The organism is Allobosea sp. (assembly GCF_017308075.1).
Taxonomy (GTDB): Bacteria; Pseudomonadota; Alphaproteobacteria; order Rhizobiales; family Beijerinckiaceae; genus Allobosea.
Map to the genome: position 1 here is coordinate 324,283 of NZ_JAFKFX010000024.1, position 18,626 is coordinate 342,908.

Annotated in this window: 16 protein-coding genes; 10 read left to right on the forward strand and 6 right to left on the reverse strand. The window is 67.6% G+C overall.

All coding sequences use genetic code 11. The features are described 5' to 3' along the window. Positions 1–35: 35 nt before the first annotated feature. Positions 36–2,390 carry a bifunctional salicylyl-CoA 5-hydroxylase/oxidoreductase gene (locus J0J10_RS04850; protein ID WP_291645507.1) on the reverse strand — a complete coding sequence of 785 codons (2,355 nt, stop codon included), beginning with the start codon at positions 2,388–2,390 and terminating at the stop codon, positions 36–38. Positions 2,391–2,624: 234 nt separating this feature from the next. On the opposite strand from J0J10_RS04850, the gene J0J10_RS04855 reads away from it, so the two are divergent. The 6 genes from J0J10_RS04855 to J0J10_RS04880 all read left to right on the forward strand — a co-directional run bounded on the left by J0J10_RS04855 (position 2,625) and on the right by J0J10_RS04880 (position 8,297). Further along, a complete protein-coding gene (locus J0J10_RS04855; RefSeq protein WP_291645508.1) occupies positions 2,625–3,386 on the forward strand; it encodes an SDR family NAD(P)-dependent oxidoreductase in 762 nt (253 codons plus the stop codon). A 2-nt stretch (positions 3,387–3,388) separates the two neighbouring features. Beyond that, complete coding sequence (locus J0J10_RS04860) at positions 3,389–3,934, forward strand: MarR family winged helix-turn-helix transcriptional regulator (RefSeq protein WP_291645509.1); 546 nt, start codon at positions 3,389–3,391, stop codon at positions 3,932–3,934. Further along, the gene (locus J0J10_RS04865) at positions 3,931–4,764 is read left to right on the forward strand and encodes an enoyl-CoA hydratase family protein (RefSeq protein WP_291645510.1); all 834 of its coding nucleotides are present in this window, start codon (positions 3,931–3,933) and stop codon (positions 4,762–4,764) included. The genes J0J10_RS04860 and J0J10_RS04865 overlap by 4 nt, the downstream gene beginning before the upstream one ends. 1 nt (position 4,765) lies before the next feature. Next, positions 4,766–5,956, forward strand: coding sequence for an acyl-CoA dehydrogenase family protein (locus J0J10_RS04870; RefSeq protein WP_291645511.1), 1,191 nt, complete (start codon positions 4,766–4,768; stop codon positions 5,954–5,956). Positions 5,957–6,111: 155 nt separating this feature from the next. Further along, on the forward strand, positions 6,112–7,758 hold the full coding sequence (locus J0J10_RS04875; protein ID WP_291645512.1) for a benzoate-CoA ligase family protein: 1,647 nt from the start codon (positions 6,112–6,114) through the stop codon (positions 7,756–7,758). Positions 7,759–7,844: 86 nt separating this feature from the next. Next, complete coding sequence (locus J0J10_RS04880; protein WP_291645513.1) at positions 7,845–8,297, forward strand: RidA family protein; 453 nt, start codon at positions 7,845–7,847, stop codon at positions 8,295–8,297. A 96-nt stretch (positions 8,298–8,393) separates the two neighbouring features. Here J0J10_RS04880 and iolB read toward each other — a convergent pair whose 3' ends face one another. Genes iolB through J0J10_RS04905 form a run of 5 tightly spaced genes read right to left on the reverse strand, consistent with a single transcriptional unit; the run spans position 8,394 to position 14,721 of the window. Beyond that, a complete protein-coding gene (gene iolB, locus J0J10_RS04885; RefSeq protein ID WP_291645514.1) occupies positions 8,394–9,197 on the reverse strand; it encodes a 5-deoxy-glucuronate isomerase in 804 nt (267 codons plus the stop codon). A 13-nt stretch (positions 9,198–9,210) separates the two neighbouring features. Beyond that, positions 9,211–10,110 (reverse strand): myo-inosose-2 dehydratase, encoded by a 900-nt coding sequence (iolE, locus tag J0J10_RS04890; protein WP_291645515.1) that lies wholly within the window; start codon positions 10,108–10,110, stop codon positions 9,211–9,213. Between the two features lie 15 nt (positions 10,111–10,125). Further along, on the reverse strand, positions 10,126–11,967 hold the full coding sequence (gene iolD / locus J0J10_RS04895; protein WP_291645516.1) for a 3D-(3,5/4)-trihydroxycyclohexane-1,2-dione acylhydrolase (decyclizing): 1,842 nt from the start codon (positions 11,965–11,967) through the stop codon (positions 10,126–10,128). A gap of 11 nt (positions 11,968–11,978) precedes the next feature. Further along, a complete protein-coding gene (locus J0J10_RS04900) occupies positions 11,979–13,880 on the reverse strand; it encodes a bifunctional 5-dehydro-2-deoxygluconokinase/5-dehydro-2-deoxyphosphogluconate aldolase (protein WP_291645517.1) in 1,902 nt (633 codons plus the stop codon). Further along, entirely contained in the window at positions 13,873–14,721 is an 849-nt protein-coding gene (locus J0J10_RS04905) for a MurR/RpiR family transcriptional regulator (protein WP_291645518.1), read from the reverse strand. Before J0J10_RS04905 ends, J0J10_RS04900 begins: the two co-directional genes overlap by 8 nt. Positions 14,722–14,852: 131 nt before the next feature. On the opposite strand from J0J10_RS04905, the gene J0J10_RS04910 reads away from it, so the two are divergent. The 4 genes from J0J10_RS04910 (at position 14,853) to J0J10_RS04925 (ending at position 18,601) form a co-directional block, all read left to right on the forward strand. Next, on the forward strand, positions 14,853–15,653 hold the full coding sequence (locus J0J10_RS04910) for an SDR family oxidoreductase (RefSeq protein ID WP_291645519.1): 801 nt from the start codon (positions 14,853–14,855) through the stop codon (positions 15,651–15,653). Positions 15,654–15,688: 35 nt separating this feature from the next. After that, positions 15,689–16,687: an inositol 2-dehydrogenase gene (gene iolG / locus J0J10_RS04915; protein WP_291645520.1), complete on the forward strand. Its 999-nt coding sequence runs from the start codon at positions 15,689–15,691 to the stop codon at positions 16,685–16,687. A 2-nt stretch (positions 16,688–16,689) separates the two neighbouring features. Beyond that, the gene (locus J0J10_RS04920) at positions 16,690–17,490 is read left to right on the forward strand and encodes an inositol monophosphatase family protein (RefSeq protein ID WP_291645611.1); all 801 of its coding nucleotides are present in this window, start codon (positions 16,690–16,692) and stop codon (positions 17,488–17,490) included. Positions 17,491–17,560: 70 nt separating this feature from the next. Beyond that, positions 17,561–18,601 carry an ABC transporter substrate-binding protein gene (locus J0J10_RS04925; protein WP_291634734.1) on the forward strand — a complete coding sequence of 347 codons (1,041 nt, stop codon included), beginning with the start codon at positions 17,561–17,563 and terminating at the stop codon, positions 18,599–18,601. Positions 18,602–18,626 lie beyond the last annotated feature (25 nt).

The window sequence follows — 18,626 nt, forward strand, 5'->3', positions numbered from 1 at the left end:
ACGACAACCCGCCGGCAGGCCGCGAGGTTCCCGCGCTATTCCGCGGCCCTGGCCTGCTGCGCCGCAACCGCTCCCTCGCCATGGCGGCTCGGCTTGGCCTTGAGCTTGAGTTCGCGCAGCTCCTCGCGCTCGCGCGGCGTGTTACGCATCAGCTGGTCCTTGCCGGGCTGGTACTGCACGGGCTGGGCGACATCCGCCCCATACCAGGCCGCGGCGCGCAGCACGAAGGACGGGTCGGCCAGATGCGGCCGCCCGAGCGCCACGAGATCGGCCCGCCCGGCCGCGACGATGGTGTTGGCCTGATCGGCAGAGGTGATCGCCCCGACGCACATCGTCGCGACGCCGGCCTCGTTGCGGATCCGATCGGAGAACGGCGTCTGGAACATCCGCCCGTAATGCGGCCTTGCCTTGGGCGTGGTCTGCCCGGTCGAGACGTCGACGAGATCGCAGCCGGCCGCTGCGAACGCCTCCGAGATCGCTACCGCATCCTCGGCGCTGATGCCGCCCTCCTGCCAGTCGGTCGCAGAGATACGGACCGACATCGGCTTGCCGGACGGCCAAGTTTTGCGAAGTTCCGCAAAGACTTCGAGCGGATAGCGCATCCGGTTTTCGAGCGAGCCGCCATAGGCGTCGTTGCGCCGATTGGTCAGCGGCGAGAGGAAGCTGGCGAGCAGGTAGCCATGGGCGCAATGCAGCTCCAGCATGTCGAAGCCGGCGCGCAGACCGCGCTCTGCGGCCAGCACGAAGTCGGCCAGTACCCGGTCCATGTCGACGCGCGTCATCTCACGCGGGACCTGGCTCTCGGGATAATAGGGCAACGGCGACGCCGAGATGATCGGCCAGCCCCCCTCATCGAGCGGGCGGTCCATGCCGTCCCACATCAGCTTGCTCGCGCCCTTGCGTCCGGCATGGCCGAGCTGGAGGCAGAGCTTCGCCGCCGAATTGGCGTGCACGAAGTCGACGATCCGCTTCCAGGCCGCCTCCTGCTCGTCGCTGTAGAGCCCCGCGCAGCCGGGGGTGATCCGGGCATCGGCCGAGACGCAGGTCATCTCGGTGAAGACCAGCCCCGCCCCACCAATTGCGCGGGCGCCGTAATGCATCAGGTGCCAGTCGCCCGGCATGCCCTCCTGCGCCGAATACTGGCACATCGGCGAGACGGTGAAGCGGTTCGCGACCCGCATCTCGCGCATCCGGAAAGGCTGGAAGGCCGGCGGCACCGGCGAACCGTCCCGCCGCACCGCCTGGTCCGCGCCGAGATCCTCTGCGACGAGCCTGTCGACGGCTGCGACGAACTCCGGAGCCCGCAAGGCGAGATTGTCATAGGTGATCGCCTTGGAGCGGGTCATCAGCCCGAAGGCGAAGCGCAGCGGCTCGACAGCCCAGAAGCGCTCGAGCTGCTCGAACCAGACCAGCGAGACATCGGCCGCATGCTGCGTCTTCTCGACCTCCTCGCGCCGAACTGACTCGAAGGAAGCGAGCGCGGCCCGGACATCGAGCCCGGCCCGAAGGAAGGCGCCATGCAGCGCGATCGCATCCTCCATGGCGAGCTTGGTGCCGGAGCCGATCGAGAAATGCGCGGTCGCCTTGGCATCGCCGAGCAGGACGACATTGTCGACCACCCAGTTCCGGCAGCGGATCATCGGGAACTGGCGCCAGAGCGAGCGATTGGTGATCAGACGATGCCCCTGGAGTTCCTCGGCGAAAACCGTCTCGAGGAAGGCGGCCGACCGCGCCTCGTCCATGCCCTCGAGCCCGGCCCGGGCAAAAGTCTCCGGATCGGTCTCCAGCACCCAGGTCGATTGCCCCGCCTCGTACTGATAGCAATGGGCGATGAAGACGCCGTGCTGCGTCTCCTTGAAGAAGAAGGTGAAAGCGTCGAAGGGCCGGGTCGAGCCCATCCAGACGAAGCGGTTCGGCCGCAGATCGACCTCGGGCGCGAAGCGGTCCCGGTCGCCTTCCCGGATACGGCTGTTGATGCCGTCCGCACCGACGACGAGGTCATAGTCGCGCTTCAGGGCGGCAATATCGACGATCTCCTCGGTGAAGCGCAGCGCAACGCCGACCTCACGGGCCCGCTCCTGCAGCAGCATCAGCAGGGTTCGGCGCGAGCAGCCGCAGAAGCCGTTGCCGGAGATCCGCTGCTGCGTGCCTTTGAAATGGATCGAGATGTCGTCCCAATAGGCGAAGCGCGAGACGATCGCCTCATAGCTCGGCAGGTCGGCCGCCTTGAACAGGTCGAGCGTCTGGTCGGAGAAGACGACGCCGAAGCCGAACGTGTCGTCATGGTGGTTGCGTTCGAACACGGTGACGTCGAGCGCCGGCCAGTCGCGCTTCATCAGAAGCGCATAATAGAGCCCCGCCGGTCCGCCGCCCACCACCGCAATGCGCATGACGTCTCTCCGCAAGCTGACGCAGATATTTTAGGTCTAAAATAATTTTCTTTCAACAGCGATACGAAAGGTCAAGACATCCAGCACGTCAAGCCGCCCCTACAATGACATAAGATACTGACAAACATCATAATTTATTAGTTTTGACCGCAGCCGTACCGGCATCGGAACGGTCCCTTGCAAAATGCTTCAGACCTAAAATATATTGATCCGCAAGACGGGAGTGGCAGCTTCATGGCATCAGCTCTGGCTGGACAGCATGCCCTGGTGAGCGGCGGTGGACGCGGCATCGGCCGCGCGATCGCCTCGGCCCTTCACCTTGCCGGCGCCCGGGTCTCGATCATCGGTCGCAACGGGACCATCCTGCAGCAGGTTCTGGACGCCGGCGAGGCCGACCGATCCGCGACCGTCGACGTCACCGACGAGGCCGCCATGGCCCGGACCCTGGCGGAGCTCTCGGCCGAGCAGCCTTTCGACATCGTCGTGGCCAATGCCGGCGCAGTCGAGACCGCGCCCTTCCGCAAGAGCGACGCCGCCCTGTTCCGGCGCATGGTCGAGATCAACCTCGTCGGCACGGTCAACAGCTTCCGCCCGGCCCTGCCCGCGATGCTGGAGCGCGGCTCCGGCCGGCTGATCGCGATTGCCTCGACCGCCGGCCATCGCGGCTACCCTTATGTCTCCGCCTATGTCGCGGCGAAGCATGCCGTGATCGGGTTGGTGCGTTCGCTCGCTTTGGAGACCGCCCGCAGCGGCATCACCGTCAATGCGGTCTGCCCCGGCTATACCGATACGGACATGGTCGCCGGCAGCATCGCCGCGATCACCGGCACGACCGGTGCGACGGCGCAGGATGCCCTGGCGCAACTGGTAAAGGACAATCCGCAGGGCCGGCTGATCACCCCCGAGGAAGTCGCGGCGAGCGTGCTCAATCTCTGCCGGCCCGAAAGCCGCGGCATCACCGGCCAATCCCTCCTGATCAATGGTGGGGAGTTCTGACCATGGAAATTCCCGTCAGCGCACTGATGCTCGACCGCGAGACCAAGGCGAGCGAGCGCCCCGGAGACCACAAGGACGAGCTGCGCCTCTGGCTGCGGCTTTTGACCTGCTCGACCCTGATCGAGAGCGAGATCCGCACGAGGCTGCGCGAGGAGTTCAAGACGACGCTGCCGCGCTTCGACCTGATGGCCCAGCTCGAAAAATCGACCACCGGCATGACGGTCGGCGAGGTCTCGCAGCGCCTGATGGTCTCGAATGGCAATGTCACCGCGGTCGTCGCCGGCCTCCTCGCCGACGGGCTGGTCGACAAGCGCCCGGCCGCCCAGGACCGGCGCGTGCAGGTTCTGACGCTGACCGCCCAGGGCCGCCGCGCCTTCAAGGCGATGGCGGAGCGCCACGAGGACTGGATCGCCGAGCTCTTCGCCGGGCTGGAACCGGCCGAGACGGCGCAGCTCTTCCATCTGCTCGGCCGCACCAAGGCCTCGCTGCACAACGCCATCAGCCGCCGCCAGAGCGGCACGCCGGATCCGGCGGGAGACCAGACATGACCAGCGCCAACCCCGTCACCCTGCCGCTCGCCGGCTTCAAGCCACAGCATTTCCAGCTTTCGATCGCCGGCAAGGTCGCGACCGTGACGCTGAACCGGCCGGAGAAGAAGAATCCGCTCACCTTCGAGAGCTATCGCGAGCTCGCCGACTTCTTCCTGGCGGCGCAGAAGGAGGAGGAGATCAAGGCCATCGTCGTCACCGGCGCCGGCGGCAATTTCTCCTCGGGCGGCGACGTCTTCGAGATCATCGGGCCGCTGGTCGCGATGGACACCAAGGATCTCTTGAAGTTCACGCGCATGACCGGCGAGCTGGTCAAGACGATGCGCGCCTGCCCGCAGCCGGTCATCGCCGCGATCGACGGCATCTGCGCCGGCGCCGGCGCGATCATCGCCATGGCCTCCGATCTGCGCCTCGGCACGGCTGAGACCAAGATCGCGTTCCTGTTCAACCGCGTCGGCCTCGCCGGTTGCGACATGGGCGCCTGCGCGATGCTGCCGCGCATCATCGGCCAGGGACGCGCCGCCGAGCTGCTCTACACCGGCCGCGTCCTGCGTGGCGACGAGGCCGAGCGCTGGGGCTTCCTCAACCGGCTTCTCGCCCGCGAGAACGTTCTGGCGGAAGCGCAGGCGCTCGCCGCCGAGCTCGCCGACGGCCCGACCTTCGCCAACGCCATGACCAAGCGCATGCTGGAAATGGAATGGGCGATGTCGGTCGAGTCCGCGATCGAGGCGGAAGCGGTGGCGCAGGCCTTGTGCATGCAGACCGAAGATTTCGCCCGCGCCTACCACGCCTTCGCCGCCAAGCAGAAGCCGGTCTTCGAGGGCAACTGACATGGTCTCGCTCGGGGATACGCTGGACTGGCCATTCTTCGAAGCGCACCACCGCGACTTCGCCGAAAAGCTCGCGGCCTGGGCCGACACCACCCTGCCCGGCCTGCCGCATGACGATGTCGACGCCGCCTGCCGCGCCCGCGTCAAGGCGCTGGGCGAGGCCGGCTTCCTGCGCGCCGCGGTGCCGGCCGCCCATGGCGGCCTGCATGCCGCGCTCGATGTCCGCACGCTCTGCCTCGCCCGCGAAATTCTCGCCGCGCGCGACGGGCTCGCCGACTTCACCTTCGCCATGCAGGGCCTCGGCACCGGCTCGATCTCGATCGCCGGCAGCGATGCGATGCGACTGCGCATCCTGCCCGGCGTGCGCGATGGCAAGCGCATCGCCGCCTTTGCCCTCTCGGAGAAGGAGGCCGGTTCCGACGTCGCCGCGATGGCGACGACAGCGACCCCGGACGGCAACGCACATATCCGCATCGATGGCGAGAAGACCTGGATCTCGAATGGCGGCATCGCCGACCATTACGTCGTCTTCGCCCGCTCCGGCGAGGCGCCGGGGGCCCGCGGCCTCTCGGCCTATCTGGTCGAGGCCGATACGCCAGGCCTCTCGATCGCCGAGCGCATCGACGTGATCGCGCCGCATCCGCTGGCGACCTTGCGCTTCGACGCCTGCCGCATCCCGCTGGAGAACCGTATCGGCGGGCCGGGCGACGGCTTCAAGGTCGCGATGGCGACGCTCGACATCTTCCGCTCGACGGTCGGCGCCGCGGCGCTCGGCTTCGCGCGGCGCGCCCTGCACGAGACGGTGAGCCACGCCAGTAGCCGCAAGCTGTTCGGCGGCACGCTCGGCGATCTCCAGCTTTCCCAGGCCGCCATCGCCGACAGCGCCGCGGAGGTTGATGCGGCCGCGCTGCTGGTCTACCGCGCCGCCTGGACCAAGGACCGCGGCGCGGCCCGTGTCACCCGCGAGGCGGCGCTCGCCAAGCTCGTCGCCACCGAGAACGCCCAGCGGGTCATCGACCGCGCCGTGCAGATCCATGGCGGGCTCGGCGTCACGCGCGGCGTCAAGGTCGAGGAGCTCTACCGCGAGATCAGGGCGCTGCGGATCTATGAGGGCGCGAGCGAGGTCCAGAAGATCGTGATCGCGCGGGACCTTCTGAAAAACACCGACGGACAGAACAAGGGCAAGATCTAGCTCCAGCCCTCATCCTGAGGAGCCGCGAAAGCGGCGTCCCGACGGATGATCGGGGAGACTCCGGAACCAACCGGAGCATTCTTCGAGACGTGCTCCTGGGGGGCGCTCCTCAAGATGAGGGCTGCGGATAAGACGAACAAAGCCAGGGGAACGAGATGGGTACCGCAGATCTCTTGCGGTCGGGACATGAGGACAGCTTTGCGCGCGACAACCTGCCGCCGCGCGAAAGCTGGCCGCGTCTCGACCTCGCGGCCGCCGGGCTGAGCTATCCCGAGCGGCTAAACGTGGTCACCGAGCTGGTCGACCGCCATGTCGCCGAGGGACGCGGCGACCGCCTCGCGGTGATCGGGCCGAGCGAGACCTGGAGCTATGTTCAGCTCGCCGAGACCGTGAACCGCATCGCCAATGTGCTCACCCGCGATCTCGGCCTCGTCCCCGGTCATCGCGTGCTGCTGCGTGCCGCCAACACGCCGATGATGGTCGCCACCTATCTCGCCGTGCTCAAGGCTGGCGGCGTCGCCGTCGCGACCATGCCGATGCTGCGCGCCGGCGAGCTCGCCTATCCGATCCGCAAGGCGAGGATCGCTCTGGCACTCTGCGACCATCGCGTGGTCGACGATCTTAAATCAGCACAGGTGCTTGCACCTGAACTCTCGACCATCGTGTCATGGGGCGACGGCGAGCTCGAAGCCCTGATGGCCAAGCCCGGCTATGGTGAATTCGCCGCCGCCGACACGGCGCAGGACGATGTCTGCCTGATCGCCTTCACCTCGGGCACGACCGGCGAGCCCAAGGGCACCATGCATTTCCAGCGCGACCTCTTGGCGATCTGCGACAGCTATGGCGCGCGGGTGCTGCAGGCCTCGCCCGATGACCGCTTCATCGGCTCGCCGCCACTCGCCTTCACCTTCGGCCTCGGCGGCATCGTGCTGTTCCCGCTGCGCATAGGCGCGGCCATCGTCCTGCCGGAGAAAACCGCGCCGGCCGATCTTGCGGCCGCGATCGAGCAACACCGCGCCAGTGTCTGCTTCACCGCGCCGACCGCCTATCGCGCCATGCTCGCCCAGGCCGGAGCGCGCGACCTCTCCTCGCTGCGCATCTGCGTCTCCGCCGGCGAGACGCTGCCGAAGGCGACCTTCGAGGCCTGGCAGGCCAAGACCGGGCTGCCGCTGATGGACGGCATCGGCGCGACCGAGATGCTGCACATCTTCATCGGTGCGCCCCGCGACAGGATCAGGCCTGGCGCGACCGGGCTGCCGGTGCCGGGCTACGAGGCCAGGATCGTCGACGAGGAGGGCAAGGAGGTGCCGGACGGCACGCCTGGGCGCCTGGCCGTACGCGGGCCGACCGGCTGCCGCTATCTCGCCGACAGCCGCCAGACCCGCTATGTCGAGAATGGCTGGAACATCACCGGCGACACCTATCTGCGCGATGCCGACGGCTATTTCTGGTACCAGGCCCGCTCGGACGACATGATCGTCTCGGCCGGCTACAACATCGCCGGTCCCGAGGTCGAGGCCTGCCTGATCGCGCATGAGGCGGTGGCCGAATGCGGCGTCGTCGGTGCGCCCTGCCCGGATCGCGGCCAGATCGTCAAAGCCTATGTCCTGCTGCGGCCCGGCTTCACCGCCGACGCAGCACTTGCCAAGGCCCTGCAGAACCACGTCAAGGCGATGATCGCGCCCTACAAATACCCGCGCGCCATCGCCTTCGTGACCAGCCTGCCGAAGACGTCCACCGGAAAGCTGCAGCGTTTCGCGCTGCGCGAGATGGCGCGGGCCGAAGCCGCCGCCGCTTCGTAGCCCGCCTTGATAATGAGAGCCTTTGCCGTCGCTTCATCCGCCATTCCGGTGTTTAGCTCCAGCCGCGATGACGAAGCGATGACGCCATGACCAGACAGGACCACGCCATGACCAGCGGCTTGCCGCCTTCCGACCTCGCCACGCGCAAGCCCCGTCCCGTCCTGCCGGATGGCTGGCCGCAGCCACGCGGCTACGCCAACGGCATGATCGCCCAGGGAAAAGTCCTGACCACGGGCGGCCTCGTCGGCTGGGATGAGAACGGCGTCTTCGCCAAGGATTTCCTCGGCCAGGTCGGCCAGACGCTCGCCAATATCAGGGCGGTCGTCGAAGCCGGCGGCGGCGAGGTCAGCGACATCATGCGCCTGACCTGGTACGTCACCGATATCGAGGCCTATCGTGGCTGCCTAGCCGAGCTCGGCCCGGTCTACCGCGCCCATCTCGGCCGGCATTTCCCGGCCATGGCGGTCGTCGCCGTCTCGGCCCTGGTCGAGCCCGAGGCTATGGTCGAAATCGAGGCGACGGCAGTGCTGGCGGACTGAGAGGGCTCAGCCGGCCTCTCCAAGCTGATCACGGCGTGCGGACGGCGCAGCCGCGCCGTTCCCGGATAGACCGGCAGGCGTGAGCGCGCCGCGCGCTCAGCGCGGCATCAGCCAGTCATGCGCGGGATCGTTGGCGAATTTCCAGATCCGCTTCGGCCCTGCCATCACATTGAGGTAATAGAGATCGTAGCCATGCGGCGCGCCGACGGGGTGGTAGCCCCTCGGCACGAGCACGACATCGCCATTCTCGAAGCTCATGGTTTCGTCGAGCGAGCGATCATCGGTGTAGACGCGCTGGAAGCCGAAACCCTGCGGCGGGTTGAGCCGGTGATAATAGGTCTCCTCCAACTGCGACTCGTCAGGCAGCCGGTCCTCGTCATGCTTGTGCGGCGGATAACTCGACCAGTTTCCGGCCGGGGTAATCACCTCGACCACGAGGAGCCCGTCGGCAGCCTCGGTTTCGGGGAGGATGTTGCGGACATGTCGGACATTGCTGCCCTCACCACGGGTCAGGCAGCCGACATCGGACGGCGCGATGACCCTTGCGGGCCGAACGTTCGCGATACCAGGCGCCGAGCAGATCGCAAACTCGCACGGTCCCCGCGCAGCCACGCTCCAGGCCGAGCCGGCCGGGACATAAAGCGACCAGGGATCGGGCTCGAAGGGCGAGGTGCGGCCACCGATGACCCCGCAATCCTGGCCGTCGGCCCGGGCTGCGAGCTTGCCCGAGAGCAGGACGAGGCAATGCTCGCGCTCGCCGGTCTCGCGCGACAGGGTCTGACCGTCGGCGAGGCGGTGGACGGCGAAGCCGACATGGCCCCAGCTCGCCGACTCCGGCGTGATCTCGTGGACGCAGCCATCGGCATCAGGGGTCCGCGGTTTCACCAGCAATTTCGACATGGCGATCCCGGGCTCAAACGAGCCCGGCCTCCTTCAGGCTCGCTTCGAGATGGGCGACGCCCTTCTTGGCATAGGTCAAAGGATGGGCTTTTTCGGGATCCTGCTCGGCCTCGACGACGACCCAGCCGGAATAGCCGGGCAGCGCCTTGAACACCGCAGGGTAGTCGACCATGCCGTCGCCCGGCACGGTGTAGACGCCGAGATCGGTACCCTTGCCGAGGATCGCGTCGAGGAAGCTCCAGTCTTCCGCCCTCGCCTGCTCCATCACAGCCTTACGCACATCCTTGGCATGGACATGGCTGATGCGGGCGCGATAGCGCTGCGCCAGCTTGACCGGATCGGCTCCGCCCCAGGTCGCGTGGCCGGTGTCGAGCAGCAGATGCGCCGCCTCGCCGGTCGCCGCCATGAAGGCGTCGATATCGGCCTCGCTCTCGACGATCGTGCCCATATGGTGGTGGTAGACCAGCCGGATGCCCTCGGCGAGCGCGCGCTCGGCGACTTCGGTGATCCGCTCTCCGAACTGCGCCCAATCACCCGGCGCCATCACCGGGCGCTGCGACAAGGGCTTGCTGCGGTCGCCATGGATCGCATTCGAGGTCTCGGCGAAGACCAGCACGTTCGAGCCCATCGCCTTGAGCAGGTCGAGATGCGGGCGCAGATGCTTCATCTCCTCGTCCGCGTCGCGCTCCAGCAATTCGGCCGAATACCAGCCGGAGATGCAGGCCATGCCGAAGGGCGCGAGCGCCGCCTTCAGGGCCTTGGGCTCGCGCGGAAACTTGTGGCCGAGCTCCATGCCGACGAAGCCGGCCTCCCGAGCCTCCGCCAGGCAGGTTTCGAGCGGCGTCGCGCCGCCGATGTCCTGCAGATCGTCATTCGACCAGCCGATGGGGTTGGCGCCGATGCGGATAGGCATGTCGTCCTCTTTGACTCAGTTGTCGCGCGCAGCGAGCGCGCCGTCATAGCGCTGGCGCGCCGCCTTGACCTCGTCGCGAACCGAAACCTCGGGCACCGCGACATCCCACCAGTGACCGCCGGCATCGGTCGAGATCAGCGGATCGGTGTCGATCACGATGACACTGGTCCGATCGTGGCCGCGGGCCTCCGCGAGTGCGGTTTCCAGCTCAACCAGGCTCGCGACCTTGCGCGAAATCGCTCCCATCGAACCAGCATGCGCGGCGAAATCGACCTCCGGAAGCACCTCGTGCCGGGCATCGCGTAGCAGGTTGTTGAAGGAGGCGCCGCCGGTCGCGTTCTGCAGGCGGTTGATGCAGCCAAAACCCCGGTTGTCGAGCACGACGATGGTGAGCTTGATCCCGAGCATGACCGAGGTCGCGATCTCGGAGTTCATCATCAGATAGGAGCCGTCGCCGACCATGACGACGACCTCCCGGGCGGGGTCGGCGAGCTTGGCCCCGAGGCCACCAGCGATCTCGTAGCCCATGCAGGAATAGCCGTATTCCATGTGGTAGCCACCCGGCGCGCCGGCTTGCCAGAGCTTGTGCAATTCGCCAGGCAGGCCGCCGGCGGCGCAGAGCACGACGTCGCTCGCCCGGCTCTGGCGCTGTACCGCGCCGATCACCTGCGCATCGCTCGGCAACGCTGCATCGCCGGCTGCGATATAGCGGGCGGCGGTGGCGAGCCAGGCATCGCGCGAGGCCTGCACCTGCTCCGTCCAGTCAGACGGTGCCCGCCAGCCCGCCAGCGCTTCCTCCAACTCGGCGAGCCCCGCCCCGGCATCGGCGACGAGCGGCTGCGCGCCATGCTTGCCGGCGTCGAAGGCTTGGGTGTTCAGCCCGATGATCCGGCAGTCCGGATCGGCGAAGAGCGCGCGCGACCCCGTGGTGAAATCCTGCAGGCGCGTGCCGACCGCGAGCACGACATCGGCGCTCTTCGCGGCATCGTTGGCGACGCCGGTGCCGGTGACGCCGATCGCGCCGAGATTGAGCGGGTGGTCATGCGGCAAAGCGCTCTTTCCGGCCTGCGTCTCGGCACTCGGAACGCCGTGCGCCAGACAGAAGCGGGCGAGTTCGCCCTCAGCCTCGCTGTAGAGCACGCCGCCGCCGGCGACGACCAGCGGGCGCCTTGCCCCTTTCAGCAGCGCGACCGCCTGCGCCAACTCCTGCTCGTCGGGCCGTGCCCGGCGCGGCTGCCAGATCCGCTCGGCGAAGAAGCTTTCCGGATAGTCGAAGGCTTCCGTCTGCACATCCTGGCAGAGAGCCAAGGTCACCGGGCCGCAGTCGGACGGATCGGTCAGCACCTGCATCGCCCGCTCGAAGGCGGGGATCAGCTGCTCCGGCCGGGTGATCCTGTCGAAATAGCGCGAGACGGGCTTAAAGCAGTCATTGGCGGAGACGGTGCCATCGCCGAAATCCTCGATCTGCTGCAGCACCGGATCGGGCCGGCGTCCGGCGAAGACGTCGCCGGGCAGCAGCAGCAATGGCAGGCGGTTGACATGGGCGACCGCAGCCGCCGTCACCATATTGGTCGCGCCCGGCCCGATCGAGCTCGTCACCGCCATCATCCGGCGCCGGCGCGAAGCCTTGGCGAAGGCGATCGCGGCATGCGCCATCGCCTGCTCGTTATGGGCGCGCAATGTCGGCAGGATGTCGCGGGCGCCATGCAGAGCCTCGCCGAGCCCGGCGACATTGCCATGGCCGAAGATCGCCCAGACGCCGGCGAAGAGCGGCAGGGCCCGTCCGCCGACGCGTGTCTTCTGCGCCGCCATCGCGGCGACGAGCGCCTGCGCCATGGTGAGCCTGATCGTGGCCATCGCCGTTCTCCTCAGCCGCGCTGCCAGGCGCCGACCAACTGGCCGAAGCGCTCGGCCATCATCGCGGTCGCCGCCTCGTCATCGAGCTTGCCGGCAAGCCAGCCGCGCGCCGCATCGCCGAAGATCGTTCGGCCGACGGCAAAACCCTTCACCGTGCTCGCGCCCTTGGCCAGCCGGAAAGCGGCTTCCAGCTCGGCGGCCGGCGCATCGAGGCCGAGCAGCACGACGCCGCGGCAATAGGGATCATTCTCTGCAATCGCGGCATCGACCGCAGCCCAGGCCGCTGCGCTCGGCTGGCCTTCCAGCTTCCACCAGTCGGGCTTGATGCCGATCTCGTAGAGCCGGCGCATGACGCTCGCCATGGTGTCGTCGCCGACCGACCCGTTCTTGGAGCAGATGATCTCGACCAGTAGCTCGCGGCCGACCTGCCGGCAGGCCAGAGCGGCACGCTTCAGCGTCGCCTCCTGCCCGGCCTTGAGCGCCGCATCATCGTCGGGATGATAGAAGACCAGCACCTTGGCGATGTGATCGACCGGCCATTCGTTCAGCGTCGCCCCGAGCGAACCGTCAGCGTCGGTCTCGAGGCGCAGCGGCCGCGAGCCCGGGACTTCGAGCGGCCGGGCGATCCAGAAACCGTGATCGCCGGCGCGGAACAGCGCCTCGCGGCCATAGCGCCCATCGAGCAGCATGCCGAAGCCTGTAGCGCCCTTCGCAACCCGCGCGGCGGCACCGACGGCGAGCCGCTTGAAGGCGGGAATGCGCTCGCGTGGTACACCCGCCTCGTCCGCCATCGCCTCGACCTGGGCGCGGTGATCGATGGCGAGCGCCATCAGCGTTTCGGCCTGTGGCCGGCGTGTCGTCGCCCAGTGGACATGGTTGATCGCCACGTCATGGCGTAGCGCCCGGTGCGGCGAGCCATGCTGCAGGAAGAACTGCAATTCGGCGAAGGTCGGGCTCTCCGGCGAGCAGAGCAGGCGCGAGACGGCGAAGGCGCCGCAGGCATTGGCCCATTTGCAGCAGGTCTCGACCGGCTCGCCGCGGAGCCAGCCGCGCAGGAAACCGGACATGAAGGCGTCGCCCGCCCCCAGCACATTGTAAACCTCGACCGGGAAGCCCGGGCCCTTGATGCCGTCCTCGATTGTTTCTGGGATGGCTCCAGGGAAAACCACACACCCCATCGGGCCGCGCTTGCAGACGATGGTCGCCCGGCTCAGCGCGCGGATGTTGCGGATCGCGGCGAGCGTGTCCTCCGAGCCGCCGGCGGCGTGCAATTCCTCCTCGGTGCCGACGATCAGGTCGCAATCGGGCAGGATCGCCTGGAGATGCTGGGTGACGGTGTCTGAGCGGATATAGCGCTCCTCGCCCGCGGCATGGCCGGCGAGCCCCCAGAGATTGGGCCGGTAGTCGACATCGAACACGACCTTGCGGCCGTGCCTGCGGGCAAGCGCGATCGCCTTCTTCTGCGCCTTCGCCGCATTCGGGATCGCGAAATGCGTGCCGGTGACGACCACCGCCCTCGCCGAGGCGATGAAATCCTCGTCGATTTCGCTCTCGTCGAGCGCTGCATCGGCGCAGTCGGTACGGTAGAAGATCAGCGGGAAGGTCTTCTCGTCGCGCACACCGAGAATCACCAGCGCGGTCAGGCGCTTGCGGTCGACGACGACGCCCCTGGTGTCGACGCCTTCGCGCTGCAATTGCTCCAGGATGAAGCGGCCCATCTGCTCGTCGCCGACGCGGGTGATCACCGCCGATTTCAGGCCGAGTCTCGCCGTGCCGATGGCGATATTGGTCGGGCAGCCGCCGACCGCCTTGGAGAAACTCGCCATGTCCTCGAGCCGGCCGCCGATCTGCTGGCCGTAGAGGTCGACCGAGGAGCGGCCGATGCTGATCAGGTCGAGCACGGGGTCAGACATCGTCGCGGACTTTCTCGGCAGTGCCGACGGCGAGCGTCATCGCGAGCGCGAAGGTCGCAGCCATCGAGCGGAAGGCACCATAATCGGCCTCGCTGACTTCGAGGCAGAGATCGCAATGCGCCGCCAGCGGGCTGAGGGCGCTATCGGTCAGGGCGATCACCGGCACGCCGGCAGCCTTTGCAGCGGCGGCCATCTCGATCGTCGCCGGGGTATAGGGCGCGCAACTCACCGCGATCATCACATCGCCGGGACGGGCCATCGCGGCCTGCTCGGCCCCCAGCGAGGCGACATTGTCGACGAGCACTGCGCGGATGCCGACCTTGCCGAAGGCGTAGGCGAGATAGGCGACGACCGGGAACATGCGGCGCGCGCCGACGAGCACGATGGTACGCGCGGCGGCGAGCATGTCCGTCGCGGTCTCGATGTCCTCTGGGCGCAGACCGGAGCGCAGCCGCTTCAGCGAGGTCTCGCTGGCATGGATGAAACCGTCGAGGAGAACCGAAGCCATGTCGGCTCCGGCGGCCCCACCGTTGCGGAGCGCCGCGAGGCGCTCGCGATGATCCGGCAATTGCTGGCGCAGCCTGGTGCGGAAGACCTGCTGCAATTCGCTGAAGCCGGAATAGCCGAGCGCCTGGGCGAAGCGAACCAGCGTCGAGGGCTGCACGCCGGCCCTCTGCGCGATCTGCGAAGCGGTGTTCAACGCCATGTCGTCGGGATGGGCCAGGGCATGGTCGGCGACCTGGCGCAGCCGCCGCGGCAGGAGCGGGGCACGCTCGCGCAGCAGCGCGACGAAGCCCTCGAAATCCGGCCTTGGCGTTCCCTGCTGAAGCTCTGCGGACATGGGGCCCCGTTCGCGTCCGGCCGGCTCTGCGGCGGCCTTGACTTGCGGGTGGGAAGATTGAAATATTTGTTCCACTAGTCAAGCAGAACAAAAAATCTGTGCCGAAAGCGGTCTCGGGGAGCAGGCGTCAATTGTCGGAAACACCGAGCTTCGGCCGCAGTCTGGCCGGCAAGATCGCGATTGTCACCGGTGCGAGCCAGGGCCTGGGAGAGGCCGTCGCCCGCGAGTTCGCCGAACGCGGCGCCGCCGGCCTGATCGTTACCGGGCGCAACCGCGAACGCGGCGAAGCGGTGGCCCGAAGCCTGCGCTCCGGCGGCTGTGATGCCCGCTTCCATAGCGTCGACCTCGCCGACCTCACCGGCGTCAGGACGATCGTTCCGGCGGCCGACAAGGCCTTCGGGCGGGTCGACATCCTGGTCAACGCCGCCGGCGACACAGACCGCGGCACGATCTTCGACACCTCGCCCGAGCTCTATGAGCGCATCATGGCGGTCAACCTGACCGCGCCCTTCTTCCTGATCCAGGACGCGGCGACGCTGATGCGGCGCGAGAAGCTCGCCGGCAGCATCGTCAACATCCAGTCGATGTCGGCCCATGGCGGCCAGCCCTTCATCGCCGCCTACAGCGTCTCGAAGGGCGCGCTGGCGACACTGACGAAAAACGCCGCCTACGGGCTGATCACCGACCGGATCCGCGTCAACGGCCTTAATATCGGCTGGATGGCGACGCCGGGCGAGGATGCGATCATGCGCCTGCGCCATGGCGCCGAGGATGGCTGGCTCGACAAGGCCGCCGGCGGCCAGCCCTTCGGGCGGCTGATCGACCCGCGCGAGGTCGCCAAGGCCGTCGCCTATCTCGCTTCGGGCGAATCCGGGCTGATGACCGGCGCCAACATCGATTTCGACCAGACCATTCTAGGCGCGCACGACTAGGCGGCCGGACCACGACGACGGGAAACGGAATCACGATGCGATTTGGTCTTTTGGGCGCCGGCAGGATCGGCCGGATTCATGGGCTGAACGTCGCGGCGCGCGGCGATGCCACCCTGGTCGCGCTGGCCGATGCCGCGCAGGACGCCGCAGCCTCGCTCGCCGCCGCCTCCGGCGCCAAGGTCGCCAGCGCCGAGGCGATCCTCTCCGATTCCTCGATCGACGCCGTGCTGATCTGCACGCCGACCGACACCCATGCCGATCTGATCGAGGCAGCGGTCTCGGCCGGCAAGGCGGTGTTCTGCGAGAAGCCGGTCGATCTCGACGCTGCCCGCATCCGCCGCTGCCTCGATGTCGTCGCGAAATCCGGCAAGCCCTTGATGATCGGCTTCAACCGCCGCTTCGATCCGAACTTCGCCGCGCTGGAAAAGCGCCTGCGCATGGGCGAGGCCGGCGCGATCGAGATTGTCAGCGTGATCTCGCGCGACCCCTCCCCGCCTCCGGTGGACTATGTGAAGCGCTCGGGCGGCCTGTTCCGCGACATGATGATCCATGATTTCGACATGGCGCGCTTCCTGCTCGCCGAGGAGCCGGTCGAAGTCTTCGCGCTCGGCTCGGCCCTGGTCGACCCGGCCATCGGCGCCGCCGGAGACGTCGACACCGCCGCCGTGCTGATGCGCACCGCGAGCGGCAGGATCGCCCAGATCTCGAACTCGCGCCGCGCATCCTACGGCTACGACCAGCGCATCGAGGTGCATGGCTCGCAGGGCATGCTGCGCGCCGGCAACATCCACGAGACCACGGTCGAGATCGCGACCGGCGCCGGCTTCCGGGCCGACCCGGTGCAGAACTTCTTCCTCGAACGCTATGCCGGCGCCTACCGGGCAGAGCTCGACGCCTTCATTGCCGCCGTGCGCGACCGGCGCCAGCCGTCGCCTTCCGGGCAGGATGGGCTCAAGGCCCAGATCCTGGCCGATGCCGCGACGGAATCCCGCCGCACCGGCAAGCCGGTCGGCGTCGCTCTGGAGACGATTTGACCATGCTTGCCGCCGATCTCGACCTGCGCCAGTTCGCCGTTCTCGGCCTCGTCCAGGAGGCCAGCCGCCTGGCGCTGGACTATTTCCGCAAGAGCGACAGCCTCGGCATTACCATGAAGGGCGCGCAGGACTGGCTCACCGTCGCCGACGGCGCCGTCGAGGCCCTGCTGCGCGAGCGCCTGGCGGTGCTCTTTCCCGACGACGCCGTGATCGGCGAGGAAGGCGGCGGCGAAGCGGCCGATGCGGTCTGGATCATCGATCCGATCGACGGCACCGCCAATTTCGCCCATGGCGACCGCAACTGGTGTATCTCGATCGGCCTCCTGCTGAACGGCGTGCCCGAGATCGGCATCGTCTGCGCCCCGGCCCTCGACGAGATCTATGTCGGCAGACGCGGCCGAGGCGCGACCCTGAACGGCGAACCGCTTCGGGTTTCCGGCCAGGCCGACATCGCCCGCTCCTGCATCGAGATCGGCTGGTCAACGCGGATTTCGCACGCGGACTATCTCGCCACCGTGCAAGGGACGCTGGCGGCGGGCGCATCGATCAGGCGCGTCGGCTCGGGTACGCTCGGCATCTGCCATGTCGCCGCCGGCCGGACCGACGGCTATGCCGAGCGCCATATCAATGCCTGGGACGTCGCGGCCGCCATGGCGATCGCGGCCGAAGCCGGCGCCGACCTCAACGACTTCTTTGCCGGAGATGGCATCCGCACCGGCAACCCGATCCTCTGCTGCACGCCCGCCCTCTCCGCCGAGATGGAGCGGATCACTGGCATCATTTGCCGGCGCAGGGGTGATTGATCTTTTCGGGCGAACGATCAGTATCGCTCCAAGAACAAAAGAACAAAAATCAACCATCGGGGAGGACGACATGCAGAAATCCAACTGGCTCCGGGCAGGGCTCCTGGCGACGCTCGCCGGCGGTGCACTGCTCGCCGGGACGCCGGCAAAGGCGCAGGGCTCGCTCGTGCTCTATTGCGCCGTCCAGGAGGAGTGGTGCCGCGCGATGAGCTCGGCCTTCGAGAAGGAGACCGGGATCAAGGTCGCCATGACCCGCAAATCATCGGGCGAGATCTACGCCCAGGTGAAGGCCGAAGCCTCGAATCCGCGGGGCGACGTCTGGTGGGGCGGCACCGGCGACCCGCATCTGCAGGCGGCCGAGGAAGGGCTGACGCTGGAATACGAATCGCCGATGAACAAGGATCTCCATCCTTGGGCGACCTCGCAGTGGAACGCCGCCAAGAAGCGCTCGATCGGCATTTATGCCGGCGCGCTCGGCTTCGGCTACAACACCCAGCAGATCAAGGCCAAGGGTCTCGCCGAGCCGAAATGCTGGGCCGATCTGCTCGATGCCAAGCTGAAGGACGACGTCCAGGTCGCCGATCCCAACTCCTCGGGCACGGCCTATACGCTGCTCGCCACCGTGGTTCAGCTGATGGGCGAGGAGAAGGGCTTCGACTACCTCAAGGCCCTGCACAAGAACATCAGCCAGTACACCAAGTCCGGCGCCGCGCCGGCCAAGGCGGCAAGCCTCGGCGAAACCGCCGTCGGCATCGTCTTCATCCACGACGTGGTGGTCTTCGCGGTCCAGGGCGACCCGATCAAGCCGGTCGCGCCCTGCGAGGGCACCGGCTACGAGATCGGCTCGATGTCGATCGTCAAGGGCGCGCGCAATCTCGACAACGCCAAGAAGTTCTATGACTGGGCCCTGACGCCCGCGGCGCAGGCGCTGGCGGCGCCGGCAAAATCCTATCAGGTTCCCTCCAACAAGAACGCGCCCGTCCCCGCGCAGGCGCCGAAGATGTCGGAGATGAAGCTGATCGACTACGACTTCGTCAAATACGGTTCCTCGGCCGAGCGTGTCCGGCTGCTCAGCAAATGGGACAAGGAGGTCAAGTCCCTGCCGAAGTAAGCACCGACGATCGAGACGAGAGGAC

Bases quoted from the DNA above. Each gene is read 5' to 3' on its own strand.
- J0J10_RS04850 (WP_291645507.1), bottom strand. From the start codon at position 2,390: ATGCGCATTGCGGTGGTGGGCGGCGGACCGGCGGGGCTCTATTATGCG.
- J0J10_RS04855 (WP_291645508.1), top strand. From the start codon at position 2,625: ATGGCATCAGCTCTGGCTGGACAGCATGCCCTGGTGAGCGGCGGTGGA.
- J0J10_RS04860 (WP_291645509.1), top strand. From the start codon at position 3,389: ATGGAAATTCCCGTCAGCGCACTGATGCTCGACCGCGAGACCAAGGCG.
- J0J10_RS04865 (WP_291645510.1), top strand. From the start codon at position 3,931: ATGACCAGCGCCAACCCCGTCACCCTGCCGCTCGCCGGCTTCAAGCCA.
- J0J10_RS04870 (WP_291645511.1), top strand. From the start codon at position 4,766: ATGGTCTCGCTCGGGGATACGCTGGACTGGCCATTCTTCGAAGCGCAC.
- J0J10_RS04875 (WP_291645512.1), top strand. From the start codon at position 6,112: ATGGGTACCGCAGATCTCTTGCGGTCGGGACATGAGGACAGCTTTGCG.
- J0J10_RS04880 (WP_291645513.1), top strand. From the start codon at position 7,845: ATGACCAGACAGGACCACGCCATGACCAGCGGCTTGCCGCCTTCCGAC.
- iolB (WP_291645514.1), bottom strand. From the start codon at position 9,197: ATGTCGAAATTGCTGGTGAAACCGCGGACCCCTGATGCCGATGGCTGC.
- iolE (WP_291645515.1), bottom strand. From the start codon at position 10,110: ATGCCTATCCGCATCGGCGCCAACCCCATCGGCTGGTCGAATGACGAT.
- iolD (WP_291645516.1), bottom strand. From the start codon at position 11,967: ATGGCCACGATCAGGCTCACCATGGCGCAGGCGCTCGTCGCCGCGATG.
- J0J10_RS04900 (WP_291645517.1), bottom strand. From the start codon at position 13,880: ATGTCTGACCCCGTGCTCGACCTGATCAGCATCGGCCGCTCCTCGGTC.
- J0J10_RS04905 (WP_291645518.1), bottom strand. From the start codon at position 14,721: ATGTCCGCAGAGCTTCAGCAGGGAACGCCAAGGCCGGATTTCGAGGGC.
- iolG (WP_291645520.1), top strand. From the start codon at position 15,689: ATGCGATTTGGTCTTTTGGGCGCCGGCAGGATCGGCCGGATTCATGGG.
- J0J10_RS04920 (WP_291645611.1), top strand. From the start codon at position 16,690: ATGCTTGCCGCCGATCTCGACCTGCGCCAGTTCGCCGTTCTCGGCCTC.
- J0J10_RS04925 (WP_291634734.1), top strand. From the start codon at position 17,561: ATGCAGAAATCCAACTGGCTCCGGGCAGGGCTCCTGGCGACGCTCGCC.